Raw genomic sequence first — 16,281 nt, 5'->3', positions numbered from 1 at the left:
ACCAGCTCGCGCCGCGCCTGCTTGATCAGCAGCACCATGCGCACCAGCTTGATGCCACCGCCCGTGGAGCCCGCGCACGACACAAAACAGCCCAGAAACATGAGCAGCACCGGCGCAAACACCGGCCACTGCGCGTAGTCGGTCGACGCGTAGCCGGTGGTGGTGGCCACCGACACGACATGAAATGCACTGGTGCGCAGCGCCTCGGGGAAACTGCCTATCACGCCCCGCGCCGTCAGCAGGATGGCCACCAGCATCACGGACACCACCAGCACGCTGACGTAGGTGCGGATCTCGCGGTCGTGCGTGAGCGGGCGCAGCGAACGCTGGCGCAACACGATGAAATAGCGCATGAAGCTCACCCCGGCCAGCGCCATGAAGACCGTGGCCACGGCCTCGATCTTCGGCGAATCCCAGTGGCCGAAGCTGGCATCGTGCGACGAGAAACCACCCAGGCCCATGGTGGTGCACATGTGCATGAAGGCGTCGGCCCAGCTCATACCGGCCCAGCGGTAGGCCAGCATGCAGGCCACCGAAAACATCACGTACACCCCCCACAGGCCACGTGCGGTCTCGGAAATACGCGGGGTGAATTTGGTGTCTTTCATGGGCCCCGGCGTCTCGGCGCGGTACAGCTGCACGCCGCCCAGGCCCAGCAGCGGCAGCACCGCCACCACCAGCAGCATGATGCCCAGCCCGCCCACCAGTTGCAGGAAACACCGCCACACGTTCACCGACACCGGCAGCGCGTCCAAGCCCGAGAGGGCTGTGGCGCCGGTGGCCGTGAGCGCACTCATGGCCTCGAAGTACGCCTTGGTCCAGCCGATGTCGGGCACGGTGTAGAGCAGTGGCACGGCGGCATACACCGGCAGCACCATCCAGACCACGTTGACCAGCAGGAAGCCGTCGCGCGTCTGGAGCTCGCGGCGGTGCTGTTTGGTGCATTGCCACAGCAACAAACCGCTGAGGATGGTGATGACGAAACCCACGGCCCACACCATGGCATGGCCCTGTGCGTCAAGAAACAGCGCCCAGGCCAGCGGCACCAGAAAGGTCGGTGCAAACGCCAGCAAGACGCGCGAGAACACCGAGAGGACGGGCAGCAAGCTGTACACGAAGACCCTAACCAAAGAAGGTGGCGCCCACCTGGAACAGCCGCTCGACCTCGCGCACCAGGCGCTTGTTCGGGATGAACATGACGATGCGGTCATCGGCCTGGATCACTGTGTCGTGGTGCGGCATCAGGACCTCGGACTTGTTCCCCTCGCCGCGCACGATGACACCGATGCGCACGCCCTTGGGCAGCTTGAGTTCTTCCACGCGGCGGCCCACCAGCTTGCTGGTCTTCACGTCGCCGCGCGCAATGCCTTCGAGCGCCTCGGCCGCACCCCGACGCAGGCTGTGCACCGCCGCCACGTCACCGCGGCGCAGGTGCGTGAGCAGCTCGCCAATGACGGTCTGCGAGGGGGAGATGGCGATGTCGATGGTGCTGCCCTGCATCATGTCGGCGTAGGCACGGCGGTTGATCAGCGCCAGCACCCGCCCGGCGCCCAGGCGCTTGGCCAGCATGGCCGACATGATGTTGTCCTCGTCGTCGCTGGTGAGCGCCAGAAACATGTCCATCTCGCCCACGCTCTCTTCGAGCAGCAGGTCTTCGTCGGCGCCGTCGCCATTGAGGATCAGCATGCTCGACGGCACCTGACTGGCCAGGTATTCGCAGCGCTTCTGGTCGTGCTCGATGATCTTCACCTGGCACTGGCCTTCCAGCGTGCGCGCCAGCCGCAGCCCGACCTTGCCGCCGCCGGCAATCATGATGCGGCGCACCGGCTTGTCGATGTTGTGGATCGCGCCCAGCACGTAACGGATCTTCTGCGTGTCGGCCAACACGAACACCTCGTCGCCGGCCAGGATGCGGGTGGTCTTGGTGGCTTCCATCTCGGTGTCGAGTCGGTACAGCGCCACCACCCGCATCTCGGCGTGCGGAAAGCGCTCGCGAAATTCACCGATGGTGTGCCCCACCAGCGAGCCGCCGTGCGTGGCACGGATCGCAATCAGGCTGGCGCGGCCGTCGGCGAACTCCAGCACCTGCAGGGCTTCGGGGTAGCTGATGAGTTGGTGGATGTAGCGCGTGACCGACTCTTCGGGGCAGATCACATGGTCCACCGCAAAACCACTCTTTCCGAGCAAGCCGTCGCCTTCGAGGAACTCGGGCGAACGCAGCCGGGCGATGGTGCTGGGCACGTTGAAGATGTCGTGCGCGACCTTGCACACCACCAGGTTGGTTTCGTCGTTGGCGGCGCAGGCGATCACCATGTCCGCGTCCTTGGCGCCGGCTTCGCGCAACACCGATGGCTGGATGCCGTTGCCCACCACGCCGCGCAGGTCGATTCGCTCCTCCAGGCTGCGCAGGCGGGCCGGGTCCATGTCGATCACGGTGATGTCGTTTTGCTCGGAGACCAGGCTCTCCGCGACGCTCTCGCCGACTCGGCCTGCGCCCAGGATGATGATGTTCATGGTGCCGGGATGTTACCCCCACGCGTTACATCATCGCGGGCTCGCGGACGCGGCGTGCTCTGCTCCGCGGCTGTCCCCCGAGTCGGCTGCGCCGCCTCTCCTCCTTGATGCCGCTGCGCAGAACACACCGCGCCCACGAGCCTGAAGTGATGTTTGCGCGTCTGCAGACGGAATACCAACGAGGTCATCGGCGGCCGTGGGGCACGGCGCAGCGAAATCAAGGGGGAGAGGCGGCGAAGCCGACTCGGAGGACATTCGCGGAGCCGTGCGCCATGGTCGCCGATGACCGGACGCACCGGAGACAAACACAAAGAACTCAGGCCAAGGAACGCTGGATGATGATCTTCTGAATGTCCGACGTGCCTTCATAAATCTGGCACACCCGCACATCCCGGTAGATGCGCTCCACCGGGAAGTCGCTCACATAGCCATACCCGCCGAACACCTGAATGGCCGCAGTGCACACAGCCTCGGCCATTTCGCTGGCGAACAGCTTGGCCATGGCCGCCTCTTTCAAACACGGCTGGCCCGCGTCGCGCAGGGCGGCGGCGTGGTGGGTGAGCGCGCGCGCCGCTTCAATCTGCGTGGCCATGTCGGCCAGCCGAAAACCCACCGCCTGGTGGTTGAAGATGGGTTGGCCGAAGCTCTCGCGCTCTTTTGAATACGCCAACGCGCAGTCGAACGCGCTGCGCGCCATGCCGATGCTTTGCGCCGCAATGCCGATGCGTCCGCCCTCAAGCGCGGAGAGCGCGATCTTGTAGCCCTCGCCCTCGGTGCCGATCAGGTTCTCTGCCGGGATGCGGCAGTTGTCGAAATTGATCTGAGCCGTGTCGCTGCTGTGCTGGCCGAGCTTGTCTTCGAGGCGCGCAACCACGTAACCCGGGGTGGCGGTGGGCACGACGAAGGCGCTCATGCCCTTCTTGCCGGCGCCCTTGTCCGTCACCGCGATCACGATCGCCAGCTGCCCGTTCTTGCCGCTGGTGATGAACTGCTTGACGCCGTTGATGACGTACTCGTCACCCTGCTTCACCGCCGTGGTGCGCAGGGCCGAAGCGTCCGAGCCCACGTGTGGTTCGGTCAGGCAGAACACACCGAGCATCTGGCCCGCGGCCAACGGGCGCAGCCATTGCTCTTGCTGAGCAGCACTGCCATAGCGCATCAGGATGGCGTTGACCGGACAGTTGGTGACCGAGATCGCCGTGCTGGTGCCGCCGTCGCCGGCAGCAATTTCTTCCAGCACCACGGCCAGCGTCACATAGTCCAGCCCCGCGCCGCCCAACGCCTCGGGCACACAGATGCCGTAAGCGCCGAGCTCGGCCAGGCCCTGGTGCACGTCAGTCGGGAAATGGTGTTCCTTGTCCCACTTCGCCGCGTGCGGCCAGAGCTGCTCCTGGGCAAAGCTGCGCACCGCGTCGCGGATCATGAGTTGGTCTTGGTTCAGCATGGCCGGGCTTTCGAGAGGAGACTTTGTCAGACTGAGGGGAAGCAAGCCAGGGATACCGCGGAACCGGCTTGGCCGGGCCGCTGGTATCGCCCCCTGGGGGGTATGCGGCTACACGAAGTGAGCAAGCAACGGGGGGTCATACCAATTCAATCGCCATGGCGGTGGCCTCGCCGCCGCCGATGCACAGCGTGGCCACGCCCTTCTTGCCGCCGCGCGCCTGCAGCGCATGCAGCAGCGTCACCAGAAGGCGCGCGCCGCTGGCGCCGATGGGGTGACCCAGCGCGCAGGCGCCGCCGTTGACGTTGACCTTCTCGTGCGGGATGTTCAGCTCGGTCATCAGCGCCATGGGCACCACGGCGAAAGCTTCGTTGATTTCCCACAGATCCACCTCGGCCACACTCCAGCCGGTCTTGGCCAGCAGCTTCTGCGTGGCGCCCACGGGGGCGGTGGCAAACCAGTTGGGTTCCTGGGCGTGCGTGGTGTGGCCGACGATGCGCGCCAGCGGCTTCAGACCCTGGGCCTGCGCGGTGGACGCCCGCATGAGCACCAGCGCGGCGGCACCGTCGTTGATGGATGAGCTGGACGCGGCGGTGATGGTGCCGTCCTTCTTGAACGCAGGCTTGAGACCCGGGATCTTGTCGAGCTTGACCTTGCCCGGGCCTTCGTCGTTGGACACCACACGTTCGCCGCTGCGGTCTTTCACGGTCACGGGCGTGATCTCCGCGGCGAAGGCACCGCTCTCGGTGGCCGCCTTGGCGCGCGTGACCGAGGCAATGGCGAACGCGTCCTGCTGCTCGCGGGTGAAGCTGTACTTGGCCGCGCAGTCTTCGCCAAATGTGCCCATGGAGCGGCCGGCCTCGTAGGCGTCTTCCAGGCCGTCGAGCATCATGTGGTCGAAGATCTTGTCGTGGCCCATGCGGTAACCGCCACGGCCCTTCTGCAGCAGGTAGGGTGCGTTGGTCATGCTCTCCATGCCGCCAGCCACCATCACGGTGGCGCTGCCGGCGGCGATCATGTCGTGCGCGAGCATGGTGGCCTTCATGCCCGAGCCGCACATCTTGGAGAGCGTGACCGCGCCGGCCGATTTCGGCAACCCGCCCTTGAACGCGGCCTGGCGCGCCGGCGCCTGGCCCTGGCCGGCCATCAGGCAGTTGCCAAACAGCACCTCGTCGACTTTCTCGGGGTCCACGCCGCTGCGCTCAACCGCCGCCTTGATGGCGGCACCACCCAGGTCGTGGGCCGAGAGGCTGGCGAAGTCGCTCTGGAACGAGCCCATGGGGGTGCGGGCAGCACCGACGATGACGATGGGGTCTTGGGACATGAAAGTTCTCCTTGAAAAGGGTGGGGGAAAGAGTCAGGCAAGCGCGTGGGCGAGGAACCGCCGGTCGCGCTCGTAGGGAAAAACGTCGTGCACATGGCCGGCGGCGATGCGCTCCTTGTGCGACTGCCAGAAAGCGGCGTCTAACAGGTCGGCGTGGTGCTTCATGAAGACCTCGCGCACGGCATCGTTGCCGAGCAGGAAGGGGCCGAAGGTCTCGGGGAACACGTCGCGCTTGCCGACCGTGTACCAGACCTCGCCCGACATTTCATCCTCCGCGTTGCGCGGTTCGGGCACGCGGCGAAAGTTGCAGTCGGTGATGTATTCGATCTCGTCGTAGTCGTAGAACACGACCTTGCCATGGCGGGTGATGCCGAAGTTTTTCCAGAGCATGTCGCCAGGGAAGATGTTGGCGGCCACCAGATCCTTGATGGCGTTGCCGTACTCGACCACGGCGCGCTCGAGCTGCGCCAGGGCCGTGGGGTCGGCGGCCTGCGCCTGCAGCGCGTCGAACGCTTCCCGCAGGTAGATGTTGAGCGGGATCATGCGGCGTTCGATATAGCAGTGCTTGAGCACCACCTCGATGTCACCATCGCCGTCGCGGTCGCTGATCTCGAGCTGGCTGGGCGCGAACTTCTGGATCTCGGCGATCAGCTCGTCGGTGAAGCGGTCGCGCGGAAAACCCACCTCGGAGAACTCCAGCGTGTCGGCCATGCGGCCCACGCGGTCGTGCTGCTTGACCAGCAGGTACTTGCCGCGGATCTGCTCGCGCGAGGTGTCCTTCTGCGGTGGGTAAAAGTCCTTGATGACCTTGAACACGAACGGAAAACTCGGCAGATCAAACACCAGCATGACCATGCCCTTGATGCCGGGCGCAATGCGGAACTTGTCGGTGGAGTGCCGCATGTGGAAAAGGAAGTCGCGGTAGAACAGCGTCTTGCCCTGCTTGGCCAGACCGAGCGCGTTGTAGAACTCGGCGCGCGGCTTGCGCGGCATCATGCCGCGCAAGAACTGCACATAGGCGCTCGGAATCTCCATGTCGACCATGAAGTAGGCGCGCGCGAAGCTGAACAGGATCAGCAGGTCGTCTTCGCCAAAGAGCGCAGCGTCCACCACCAGTTTTCCATCGGTGTTGTGCAGGATGGGCAACGCAAACGGCACCTCCTGGAAGCCGTTGATGATCTTGCCAACCACGTACGCGCCCTTGTTGCGGAAGAACAGCCCCGAGAGCACCTGGAACTGGCAGTTGGCGCGCAGCTTCACATGGTCGAAGTGCCGCTTCATGGCCCCGAGCACCAGTTCAGCATCGCGCTCCAGGTTCTCGAACGGCACGCGCAGGTCGAAGTCCTGGAGCATGTGCAGCACCTCGGCCTGCATGGTCTCGGCGGTGGGGTAGTAGCAGCGGTAGGTGGGCCGGGCGCTGGGCTCCACGTTTTCGATGTACTCGGTGGAGACGGCCGGGCGCACGAAGATGAAGTCGTTCTGAAAATAGGCGCGCTGGAGAATCTTGGTGGTGACCGAGTTGAAGAAGGTCTCGGCCAGTTCGGGCTGGTGGTGGTTCACCAGCAGTCCGATGTAGTGCAGCTTGACCTGCTCCCACACATCCATCGGCTGCGCGTCGGCGCCGAATTCCTTCATGAGCCGCATCACGCATTCCTTGACCCGCAGGTCGTAGAACTCGATGCGCTCGCGTTGTGCGCGTTGCTGGCCAAGCCAGTCGCGCGTCTCGAAGCGGTGTTTGGCACGCGCCGACTCGGTGCGGAACAGCCGGTAGTGCCGGTTGAAGCCGTCCATCATGGCCTTGGCGATGGCGTAGGCCAGGGTCGAGTCGAGGCGCTGGGGAAGCATGGCGCCGCGGGTGTTCAGCCGAAATGCCGGGCCGTCACGCCATCCACTGCCGCACGGTAGATGGCATCCAGTCCCTGCGAGCCTTCGGCCGTGATCAACAGGTCCTTGAGCAAGCCATCGCTCAGGCCATACACCCAGCCGTGGAGCGTGAGCGCCTGACCACGCGTCCAGGCGTCCTGCACCACCGTGGTCTGGGCCACGTTCATCACCTGCTCGATCGCATTGAGTTCACACAGTGCGTCGGCACGGCGGTGATCGGGCAGGCCGTCGATCAGCCCGGCATGGCGGTCGCGCACGTCCTTGATGTGGCGCAACCAGTTGTCGGCCAGACCCACGCGCACGTCCTTGAGCGCGGCCAGCACACCGCCACAGCCGTAGTGGCCGACCACCATCAGGTGCTCGACCTTGAGCACGTCCACCGCGTACTGGATGGTCGACAGGCAATTGAGGTCGGTCGGCACGACCACGTTGGCCACGTTGCGGTGCACGAACACCTCACCGGGCGCCAGACCGGTGATCTGGTTGGCTGGCACGCGGCTGTCGGAACAGCCGATCCACATGTAGCGCGGGCTCTGTTGCTTGAGCAGTTCGGTGAAAAAGGTCGGGCGCGCCGCCACCATCTCGGCGGCCCACGCGCGGTTGTGGTCAAACAGGTTTTTCAGGTGCGAGGTCATGCGATGTTCTCAGGAGGTGGCGGTGCGGCCGAGGGTGCGCGCTCGCGCTGGGAAACAACGAAGTTAGCAGGTCTCGGCAAACAGTTCACGACCGATCAGCATGCGGCGGATCTCGCTCGTGCCGGCGCCGATCTCGTACAGCTTGGCGTCGCGCCACAGGCGCCCCAGCGGGTATTCGTTGATGTAGCCGTTGCCGCCGAAGATCTGGATGCCGTTGCCGGCCATTTTGGTGGCCTCTTCCGCACACCACAGGATGACGGACGCACAGTCCTTGCGCACCTGGCGCACATGCTCGGCGCCGAGCAGGTCGAGGTTTTTTGCCACCGTGTAGGCGAACGAGCGACCGGCCTGCAGCACGGTGTACATGTCGGCGACCTTGCCCTGGATCAGCTGGAACTCACCGATGCTCTGGCCGAACTGCTTGCGGTCGTGGATGTAGGGAACGATGTTGTCCATGACCGCCTGCATGATGCCCAGCGGCCCGCCGGTGAGCACGGCGCGCTCGTAGTCCAGCCCGCTCATGAGCACCTTGGCGCCGTTGTTCAGGCCACCCAGGATGTTCTCGACCGGCACCTCCACGTTGATGAACACCATCTCGCCGGTGTGGCTGCCGCGCATGCCGAGTTTGTCGAGCTTCTGCGCGGTGCTGAAGCCTTTCATGCCCTTCTCGACGATGAAGGCCGTCACACCCCTGGCGCCCATCTCGGGCTCCGACTTGGCGTACACCACCATGGTGTCGGCATCAGGCCCGTTGGTGATCCACATCTTGCTGCCGTTGAGCAGGTAGTAACCGCCCTTGTCCTCGGCCTTGAGCTTCATGCTGATCACGTCGGAGCCGGCACCCGGCTCGCTCATGGCGAGTGCACCCACGTGTTCGCCGCTGATGAGCTTGGGCAGGTATTTGGCGCGCTGCGCGTCGCTGCCGTTGCGCTTGATCTGGTTCACGCACAGGTTGCTGTGTGCACCGTACGAGAGGCCCACACTGGCCGAAGCGCGCGAGATCTCTTCCATCGCGATCATGTGGGCCAGGTAGCCCATGTTGGCGCCGCCGTATTCCTCGCTCACGGTGATGCCCAGCACACCCAGGTCACCCATCTTGCGCCACAGGTCCATGGGGAACTGGTCGCTCTGGTCGATCTCGGCCGCGCGCGGTGCGATCTCGGCTTGCGCAAAATCGCGCACCGCGTCGCGCAGCGCATCGATGTCTTCACCGAGCTGGAAGTTGAGGCCGGGCAGGTTGGTCATGGGTTGTGTCTCCGATGAAATGGGAAGGTGGGCATCAGCCCTGGATGTTGTCGCGGCCGACCACGGCCATGAGCGTGCAGCCCATGGTGGCCACCAGTTTTTCGCGTCCGCCGTCAATGGCCCAGGCCTGGCCCTCGCACACCGTGACGGTGCGCCCGGGCTTGATGACGATGCCGACCATGCGGAAGCTCTGGCCCTGGGCGGGTGCCAGCAGGTTGATCTTGAACTCGATCGTGAGCACCGCCGCGTCCGACGCCATCAGTGAGAACCCGGCGTAACCGCAGGCCGAATCGAGCCCGGTGGCGACCATGCCGGCGTGCAGAAAGCCGTGTTGCTGGGTCAACGGCTCGGCCCACGGCAGCGTGATCTCCACCCGCCCGGGCTTGACCACGGCGAGCGTGGCGCCCAGCGTGCGCATGGCGGCCTGGCGGGCAAAGCTTTCACGCACGCGGACTTCAAAGTCGGGGTTGCGGGGCTCGAAGGTGGGCAGGTTCACGGCGTTCTCGGTGCGTGGGTGAAACCCTGGATTCTACGTTGACGTTTACGTAAACGTCAATTTCCGACCAGCATCTGGACCAATGGGCGGGGCTATGCTCTTCTGGCCATGCCTTTCACCCTGAACGCCCCCGTCCACAGCGACCTGACTCTCAAGAAAAGCCGCTTCATCGGCTGCGTGGAGCCGGTGGCCGACCGCGCTGCCGCTCTGGTGCGTGTGGCCGGGCTGCGCGCCAAACACCCCGGCGCCACCCACGTGTGCTGGGCGCTCATGGCAGGCGGTCACTCGGCGGCCAACGACGACGGGGAGCCCGGCGGCACGGCCGGACGGCCGATGCTGGAGGTGCTGCGCCACCAGGATCTCGAAGGTGTGCTGGCCACGGTGGTGCGCTACTACGGCGGCACCCCGCTGGGCGCGGGCGGCCTGGTGCGCGCTTACACCGACAGCGTGGCCCAGGTGCTGCTGACGGCGGACAAGGTGCCGGTCATGCGCTGGCAGCTGCTGCGCTGCGTGCTGCCTTACGCGCTCGAAGGCTGGCTGCGGCGCGAGCTCGACGCTTTCGGCGCCACGCTGGCCGAGGTGCAGCACGGTGACGGGGTGGACGTCACGCTGCGCGTGCCCGAGCCGCGTGCTGCGGCGTTGGTGGCGCGCATCAATGACGCCGGGCAAGGCAGGGTGGTGTGGCGAAACGTCGACGACGCCGACACGGGCTGACGTTTCAGGCCGCGCGGCTCAGATAAACCAGCACCAGGCCCACGGCCGCCGGCAGCGCCTGCACGAACAGGATCTTGCGACTCGCGGTGGCCGCGCCATAGAGGCCTGCCACCAGCACGCACAGCAGGAAGAACACCTTCACGCCAAACCCTTCGGGGCCCAGCCACAGACCCCACAGCAGTCCGGCCGCGAGAAAACCGTTGTACAGGCCCTGGTTGGCCGCCAGCACCTTGGTGGCCGCAGCCGATGCGGGCGTCTGGCCAAAGGCACGCAAGCCTGCCGGCTTGTCCCACAGGAACATCTCGAGCACAAGGAAGTAGAGGTGCAGCAACGCAACCAGTGCAACGACGATATTGGCGATCAGGGACATGGCAACTCCTTCAATGGACGGACTCAAGCCTTCTTTTCCACCTTGCCCAACAGGGCGCGGGCTTCCTTTTCGTGCACCTTCACCTCGTCGAGGTTGGCCACCAGATCGGCCATCTGCTCTTCGAGCTGGCGGCGGTGGTCGGCCAGCACGGTGAGGAACTTGCGCAGCTGCGGACCGGTGTCGCGCGGGCTGTCGTACATGTCGATGATGTCCTTGGCCTCGGTCAGCGACAAGCCCAGGCGCTTGGCGCGCAGTGTGAGCTTCAGGCGCGTGCGGTCGCGCGAGGTGTAGACCCGGTTGCGCCCGCCCGGGCCTTCACGCTGCGGCTGCAGCAGCCCCATGTCTTCGTAGAAACGGATGGCGCGGGTGGTGAGGTCGAACTCACGCGCCAGGTCGCTGATGGTGTAGGTCGTGATCGTCGCCATGGGTTCGTGCCCTGTAATTGACGTTTACGTCAACGTCAGTCGGCGATCTTAACGGAATCGCGGTCGCAAGCACCCACTCTCCGGGCGCCCTACTCGCCCAGGGGAACGGCCGCGCTGCGCAGCGCCTTGCGCCGCTGTGCATGGTCGGGCATGACGCTGGCCACCACGTCCCAGAACTGCGGGCTGTGGTCCATGTGGTGCAGGTGGCTGAGTTCGTGCACCACCACGTAGTCCACCATCTCCAGCTTGAGGTGGATCAGGCGCCAGTTCAGGCGGATGGTGCCGTCGGCGCTGGCGCTGCCCCAGCGTGTACCAGCGCTGGACAGGCGCAGCTTGGTGTAGCGCACCCCCAACTGCGGCGCAAAGTGGTCCAGCCGCTGGGCAAACAGCGCCTTGGCCTGCTTCATCAGCCAAGCCTGCGCGGCGTCGCGGATCTGCGCTTCGTTCGCGTTGCCTGCAACGCCCAGGCGCAGTGTGGCCACGGATTCCAGGCCGGCCGCCGGTTCGAACACCGCCCCCACCTGCGTGAAGCCGTGTGCCGGGTCAAGCACCAGGCGCAGACGTTCACCCAGGTAGTCGAACTCGGCGCCTTCGGCCCACGTGATGCGGGCCTGGGCCATCTCGCCAGCGCGTTCGCGCGCGTTCTGCAGCTTCTCCAGCACCCAGGCCGACTTGTTGTGCAGCAGGGCTTCGACCTCGCCCACCGGTGTCCAGCGCGGCGCACTCACGCTCAGTCCGTCCGGGCTCACCGACAGGCCGATGGTGCGGCGCTTGCCGCGTTTGAATTCGTAAGCCACTTCGCACAAGCCCAGACGCAGCATCCGGTTGGCGCGTGGGTGATGCCAGGCCGCGGGCTGGAACACCTGGTTCATCGGCAGTGCCGGCGCAGCGGCCACCACCGGTGGCGAGGGAGCCGGGCGCAGCGGCTCGGGATCGGGACCGCCGAGGAAGTCGAGCGCCAGCTGGAGGAAGCGCTGCATGGCCAGCCTCAGCCCTGGGGGTAGGCCGTGGGGTCAAGACGGTGCATTTCCGCCTCGATCCAGGCCTCGACTTCGCGCATCAGCTCGTCGGGTTCCCGGCCTGCGCTGGGAATCGGCTTGCCGATGGAGAACTCCACCGTGCCGGGCTTCTTGATGAAGGCCTTGCGCGGCCAGCATTTGGCCGAGGTCACGGCAATCGGGATCACCGGCGCGCCGGTCTCCACCGCCAGACGTGTGCCACCACTTTTGTAGTTGCCCTTCTGGCCGCGAGGGATGCGTGTGCCCTCGGGAAACATGATCACCCAGGTGCCCTGGTTGAGCAGGCGCTGGCCTTGCTCGACCACCTTGTTGAAAGCCTGGGCGCGCTTGCTTCGGTCAATGTGGATCATGTCCATGCGGCCCATGGCCCAGCCGAAGAACGGCACGTACAGCAGCTCTTTCTTGAACACGTAAGCCAGCGGGTGCGGCATGAGCGCGGGCATGCAGAAGGTTTCCCAGGTGGACTGGTGCTTGACCAGCAACACCGCGGGCGCGGTGGTGCCCACGGGCAGGTTCTCGAACCCGATCACGTGGTTCTTGATGCCCAGGATCACCGTGCCGCCGTTGACGGCCAGCTTGAGCCAGCCGGCGCACATCCAGTAGATCTGTGTGCTGTTGAGGAACGGGGCGGCGATGAGCACCGCGAGCGCCCAAGGCACCACCGTCACCGCCATGAACAGCGTGTGCAGGATCGAACGCAGAAGATTGATGAGAAGCATGAAAACCGTTCAGGTCGTGGGTTGCGCGAGCAGCCAGTCGGCAAACGCGCCGAGATCGTCGTGTATGTGGGTACCGGGCGGCAGGTCGGGTGCCAGCGCGGCGAGATCGCCGCCCGAGCCCAGACCGACACGGCCGCGCAGGTGCTCAGACTGGCCGGTGAGCAGCAGGTGAGCAGGACAGCCGGCGGCGGCGGCGGCGCGGGTGTGTCGCAATGCATTGCCGGCCGCCGGAACCGTCGCCAGGGGCACACCGAAACGATCCCCTATCTGCTTGAACAGGCCCGGCAGCGGCTTGCGGCAGCTGCAGCCCTCGTCGGGTGCGTGGGGGCAGAAGAACACGGCCTCCACGCGAGCGCCCGCGACCGCCAGCTGGCGGTGCATCTTGGCGTGGATGGCGTTGAGCGAGGCCATGTCGAACAGGCCGCGCCCGATGCCGGACTGGTTGGTGGCGAGCACCACACGCCAGCCGCCCTGGTTGAGCCGCGCCACCGCTTCGAGCGCACCGGGCAACGCCTCCCACTCGTCCGGCGAGGCGACGTAGTCGTCGCGGCTGCGGTTGAGCGTGCCGTCGCGGTCGAGGATGAGGAGTTTCATGGTGATCTCAGGTGGCGAGGCGAGACAGGTCGGCCACGCGGTTCATGGCGTCGTGCAACTGCCGCAGGAGGCCCAGGCGGTTGGCCTTGAGGGCGGGGTCGTCGGCGTTGACCATGACGCCGTCGAAGAAGGCGTCGACCGGGGCGCGCAGCGCGGCAAGCGCCTGCAGGCTGGCGGTGTAGTCGCCGGCTTCGAACTTCGCGTTGGCGTCGGGCACGGTGGCCTGCATGGCGGCGAACAGCGCTTGCTCGGCGGCCTCGACCAGCAATGCTTGCTGCACTGCCGCACCCTCGCCTTCGGATTTCTTGAGGATGTTGCCGATGCGCTTGTTGGCGGCAGCGAGTGCTGGGGCTTCGGACAGGGCGGCGAAGGTGCGCACGGCGGCGAGCCGCTTGGGCACATCACCCAGGCGCTGGGGTTTCAAGGCAAGCACGGCATCGACCTCCTGCGCGGTACCGCCTTGCTCGCGCAGGCTGCCCGCAATGCGGTCGTAGATGAAGGCGGCGAGCGCGTTGACGTCTGCAGTACGGTCTCGGTTGATCTTGTCGCCAAACGGATCTCCGGCGTTGAACAGCAACCACGTCAACTCCACCGAAAGATCCTTCTCAACCAGCATCCGGACCACACCCAGCGCATGCCGGCGCAGCGCAAACGGATCCTTATCGCCCGTCGGCAGATTGCCGATGCCGAACATGCCTACCAGCGTCTCCAGCTTGTCGGCCAGTGCCACCACCACGCCCGTCATGTTGCGCGGTAGTTCGTCGCCCGCGAAACGCGGCTTGTAGTGGTCTTCGATCGCGAAGGCGATGTCTTCGGTCATGCCGTCGTGGCGCGCGTAGTAGCCGCCCATGATGCCCTGCAGCTCGGGGAACTCGCCCACCATGTCGGTGAGCAGGTCGGTCTTGGCGAGCTGCGCGGCAGTGTCGGCGCTCTTCGCCAGCACATCACCACCAAGCTGTTGGCCGATGGCACGCGCGATGGCGCGCACCCGCTCCGTGCGCTCGCCCTGCGTGCCCAGCTTGTTGTGATAGACCACCTTGCCCAGGCCTTCGACGCGCGAGGCCAGCGTCTTCTTGCGGTCCTGGTCGAAGAAGAACTTGGCGTCGGCCAGGCGCGGGCGCACCACGCGCTCGTTGCCGCCGATCACCGCGCTCGCGTCGGTGGGGCTGATGTTGCTGACCACGAGGAACTTGTTCGTCAACTTGCCCTGCGCATCGAGCATCGGAAAGTACTTCTGGTTCGCCTTCATCGTGAGGATCAGGCATTCCTGCGGCACGTCGAGAAACTGGTTCTCGAACTCGCAGATCAGCACGTTGGGGCGCTCCACCAATGCGGTGACTTCGTCGAGCAGCGCGTCGTCTTCGATGGGCTTGCAGCCCCCGCCCACCTTGGCAGCGGCTGCGCCCAGCTGACGCACGATCTCGGCCTTGCGCTCGGCAAACGAGGCGATCACCGCGCCATCGCCCAGCAGCGTGAGCGCATAGCCATCGGCGTCCTTGAGCACCACGGGCGAGACGGTCGCTTCAAAGCGGTGGCCGTGCGTCGTGTTGCCCGCCTTCAGCCCCAATGCCTTCACGGGCACCACGGCGCTGCCGTGCAATGCCACCAGTCCGTGGGCCGGCCGCACGAAGTTCACGCTGGTCCAGCCGGGCAGCTCGCAATCCGTCTCCAGCTGGTAGCTCATGACCTTGGGAATGGGCAGTTTGGCCAGCGCTTCGTCCAACGCCTTCTGCAGGCCCGCGGCCAGTGCGGCCCCGGGCGCCACGCTCTCATAAAACAGCGCTTCGGCCTTGCCGTCGGGCGCGCGCTTGAGGCCTGCCACCGCCGACGCATCGGCACCGAGCGCACTGAGGCGCTTGAGCAATGCCGGCGTGGGCTGGCCGCTGGAATCCAGGCCCACGTTCACCGGCATGAGTTTTTGCGACACGGCCTTGTCGGCTGCGCGAGCCAGCACACCGGTGACATGGGCAGCGAGGCGTCGCGGCGAGGCGAACGCCGTCACCACCGCGTCGGTCGGCGCCAGGCCCTGGGCCTTGAGCTGGTCGGCCAGCACGGAGGCAAATGCGTCGCCCAGCTTCTTCAATGCCTTGGGTGGCAGCTCTTCAACAAACAGCTCGACGAGCAGGTTCTGTGCAGTCATTCTTGTTCTTTCTCCGGGCGCTCACGCAACCTTCTTCGTCATCTGGTCCACCCACTCACGAGGCGCCATGGGGAAGCCCAGGCGCTCGCGGCTTTCGTAGTAGCTCTGGGCCACGCCGCGCGCGAGGTTGCGGATGCGGCCGATGTAGGCGGCGCGCTCGGTCACGCTGATGGCGCCGCGCGCGTCCAGCAGGTTGAAGCTGTGCGCGCACTTGAGCACTTGTTCGTAGGCGGGCAGCGCGAGCTGCTGCTCCATCAGGTGCTTGGCCTGCTTCTCGTGCGCCGTGAATGCGGTGAAGAGGAAGTCGGCGTCGCTGTGCTCGAAGTTGTAGGCCGACTGCTCTTTTTCGTTCTGCAGGTAGACGTCGCCATAGCTCAGCGTGTCGGTCCACTTGAGGTTGTAGACGTTGTCCACGCCCTGCAGGTACATGGCCAGGCGCTCCAGACCGTAGGTGATCTCGCCGGTAATGGGTTTGCAGTCAATGCCGCCGACCTGCTGGAAGTAGGTGAACTGCGTGACCTCCATGCCGTTCAACCACACCTCCCAACCCAGGCCCCAGGCGCCCAGCGTGGGGTTTTCCCAGTCGTCTTCCACGAAGCGGATGTCGTTCTTCTTCAGGTCGAAGCCCAGCGCTTCCAGGCTGCCGAGGTAGAGCTCCAGGATGTTGCTGGGCGCTGGCTTCAAGACCACCTGGTATTGGTAGTAATGCTGCAGGCGGTTGGGGTTCTCGCCGTAGCGGCCGTCCTTGGGGCGGCGGCTGG

The 16,281-nt window shown here is 65.6% G+C and carries 16 protein-coding genes; 1 reads left to right on the top strand and 15 read right to left on the bottom strand.

Translation table 11 applies throughout. The annotated features are described in order from the left end of the window. From IV113_RS25595 to IV113_RS25560, 8 genes are all read right to left on the bottom strand, one after another. Positions 1-1,115, bottom strand: a 1,115-nt coding sequence (locus IV113_RS25595; RefSeq protein ID WP_291091178.1) for a potassium transporter TrkG, incomplete at its 3' end; no start/stop codon positions are given. A 7-nt stretch (positions 1,116-1,122) separates the two neighbouring features. Further along, positions 1,123-2,514 (bottom strand): Trk system potassium transporter TrkA, encoded by a 1,392-nt coding sequence (trkA, locus tag IV113_RS25590; RefSeq protein WP_291091176.1) that lies wholly within the window; start codon positions 2,512-2,514, stop codon positions 1,123-1,125. A gap of 316 nt (positions 2,515-2,830) precedes the next feature. Further along, positions 2,831-3,958, bottom strand: coding sequence for an acyl-CoA dehydrogenase family protein (locus IV113_RS25585; protein ID WP_291091175.1), 1,128 nt, complete (start codon positions 3,956-3,958; stop codon positions 2,831-2,833). Positions 3,959-4,094: 136 nt separating this feature from the next. Then, complete coding sequence (locus IV113_RS25580) at positions 4,095-5,279, bottom strand: acetyl-CoA C-acyltransferase (RefSeq protein WP_291091173.1); 1,185 nt, start codon at positions 5,277-5,279, stop codon at positions 4,095-4,097. 33 nt (positions 5,280-5,312) lie between these two features. Next, positions 5,313-7,124 carry a bifunctional isocitrate dehydrogenase kinase/phosphatase gene (aceK, locus tag IV113_RS25575; RefSeq protein WP_291091171.1) on the bottom strand — a complete coding sequence of 604 codons (1,812 nt, stop codon included), beginning with the start codon at positions 7,122-7,124 and terminating at the stop codon, positions 5,313-5,315. A gap of 14 nt (positions 7,125-7,138) precedes the next feature. Beyond that, positions 7,139-7,798 carry a carbonate dehydratase gene (can, locus tag IV113_RS25570; RefSeq protein ID WP_291091169.1) on the bottom strand — a complete coding sequence of 220 codons (660 nt, stop codon included), beginning with the start codon at positions 7,796-7,798 and terminating at the stop codon, positions 7,139-7,141. Positions 7,799-7,861: 63 nt separating this feature from the next. Then, positions 7,862-9,043: an isovaleryl-CoA dehydrogenase gene (locus IV113_RS25565; RefSeq protein WP_291091167.1), complete on the bottom strand. Its 1,182-nt coding sequence runs from the start codon at positions 9,041-9,043 to the stop codon at positions 7,862-7,864. 34 nt (positions 9,044-9,077) lie between these two features. Next, a complete protein-coding gene (locus IV113_RS25560) occupies positions 9,078-9,539 on the bottom strand; it encodes a PaaI family thioesterase (protein WP_291091165.1) in 462 nt (153 codons plus the stop codon). Positions 9,540-9,647: 108 nt separating this feature from the next. Here IV113_RS25560 and IV113_RS25555 point away from each other — a divergent pair, with 108 nt between their 5' ends. After that, the gene (locus IV113_RS25555) at positions 9,648-10,253 is read left to right on the top strand and encodes a YigZ family protein (RefSeq protein WP_291091164.1); all 606 of its coding nucleotides are present in this window, start codon (positions 9,648-9,650) and stop codon (positions 10,251-10,253) included. Positions 10,254-10,257: 4 nt separating this feature from the next. Here the strand turns inward: IV113_RS25555 and IV113_RS25550 are convergent, their stop codons facing one another. The 7 genes from IV113_RS25550 to glyQ form a co-directional block, all read right to left on the bottom strand. Further along, complete coding sequence (locus tag IV113_RS25550) at positions 10,258-10,623, bottom strand: DUF1304 domain-containing protein (protein WP_291091162.1); 366 nt, start codon at positions 10,621-10,623, stop codon at positions 10,258-10,260. 23 nt (positions 10,624-10,646) lie between these two features. Beyond that, the gene (locus tag IV113_RS25545) at positions 10,647-11,048 is read right to left on the bottom strand and encodes a MerR family DNA-binding transcriptional regulator (protein WP_291091160.1); all 402 of its coding nucleotides are present in this window, start codon (positions 11,046-11,048) and stop codon (positions 10,647-10,649) included. A gap of 89 nt (positions 11,049-11,137) precedes the next feature. Beyond that, the gene (locus tag IV113_RS25540) at positions 11,138-12,028 is read right to left on the bottom strand and encodes a SprT family zinc-dependent metalloprotease (RefSeq protein ID WP_291091158.1); all 891 of its coding nucleotides are present in this window, start codon (positions 12,026-12,028) and stop codon (positions 11,138-11,140) included. An 8-nt stretch (positions 12,029-12,036) separates the two neighbouring features. Continuing rightward, complete coding sequence (locus IV113_RS25535; RefSeq protein ID WP_291091180.1) at positions 12,037-12,777, bottom strand: lysophospholipid acyltransferase family protein; 741 nt, start codon at positions 12,775-12,777, stop codon at positions 12,037-12,039. An 18-nt stretch (positions 12,778-12,795) separates the two neighbouring features. Next, positions 12,796-13,380, bottom strand: a complete 585-nt coding sequence (gmhB, locus tag IV113_RS25530; RefSeq protein WP_291091156.1) for a D-glycero-beta-D-manno-heptose 1,7-bisphosphate 7-phosphatase — start codon at positions 13,378-13,380, stop codon at positions 12,796-12,798. 7 nt (positions 13,381-13,387) lie between these two features. Beyond that, entirely contained in the window at positions 13,388-15,520 is a 2,133-nt protein-coding gene (gene glyS, locus IV113_RS25525; protein WP_291091154.1) for a glycine--tRNA ligase subunit beta, read from the bottom strand. A 21-nt stretch (positions 15,521-15,541) separates the two neighbouring features. Next, the coding region (gene glyQ / locus IV113_RS25520) for a glycine--tRNA ligase subunit alpha (RefSeq protein ID WP_291091152.1) at positions 15,542-16,281 on the bottom strand (740 nt) is incomplete at its 5' end.

It is taken from the genome of Hydrogenophaga sp. (assembly GCF_018780385.1).
Classification (GTDB): Bacteria; Pseudomonadota; Gammaproteobacteria; order Burkholderiales; family Burkholderiaceae_C; genus Hydrogenophaga.
The sequence above is the reverse complement of the archived record's forward strand: the minus strand, read 5'-3'. Positions and strand labels throughout refer to the sequence as shown.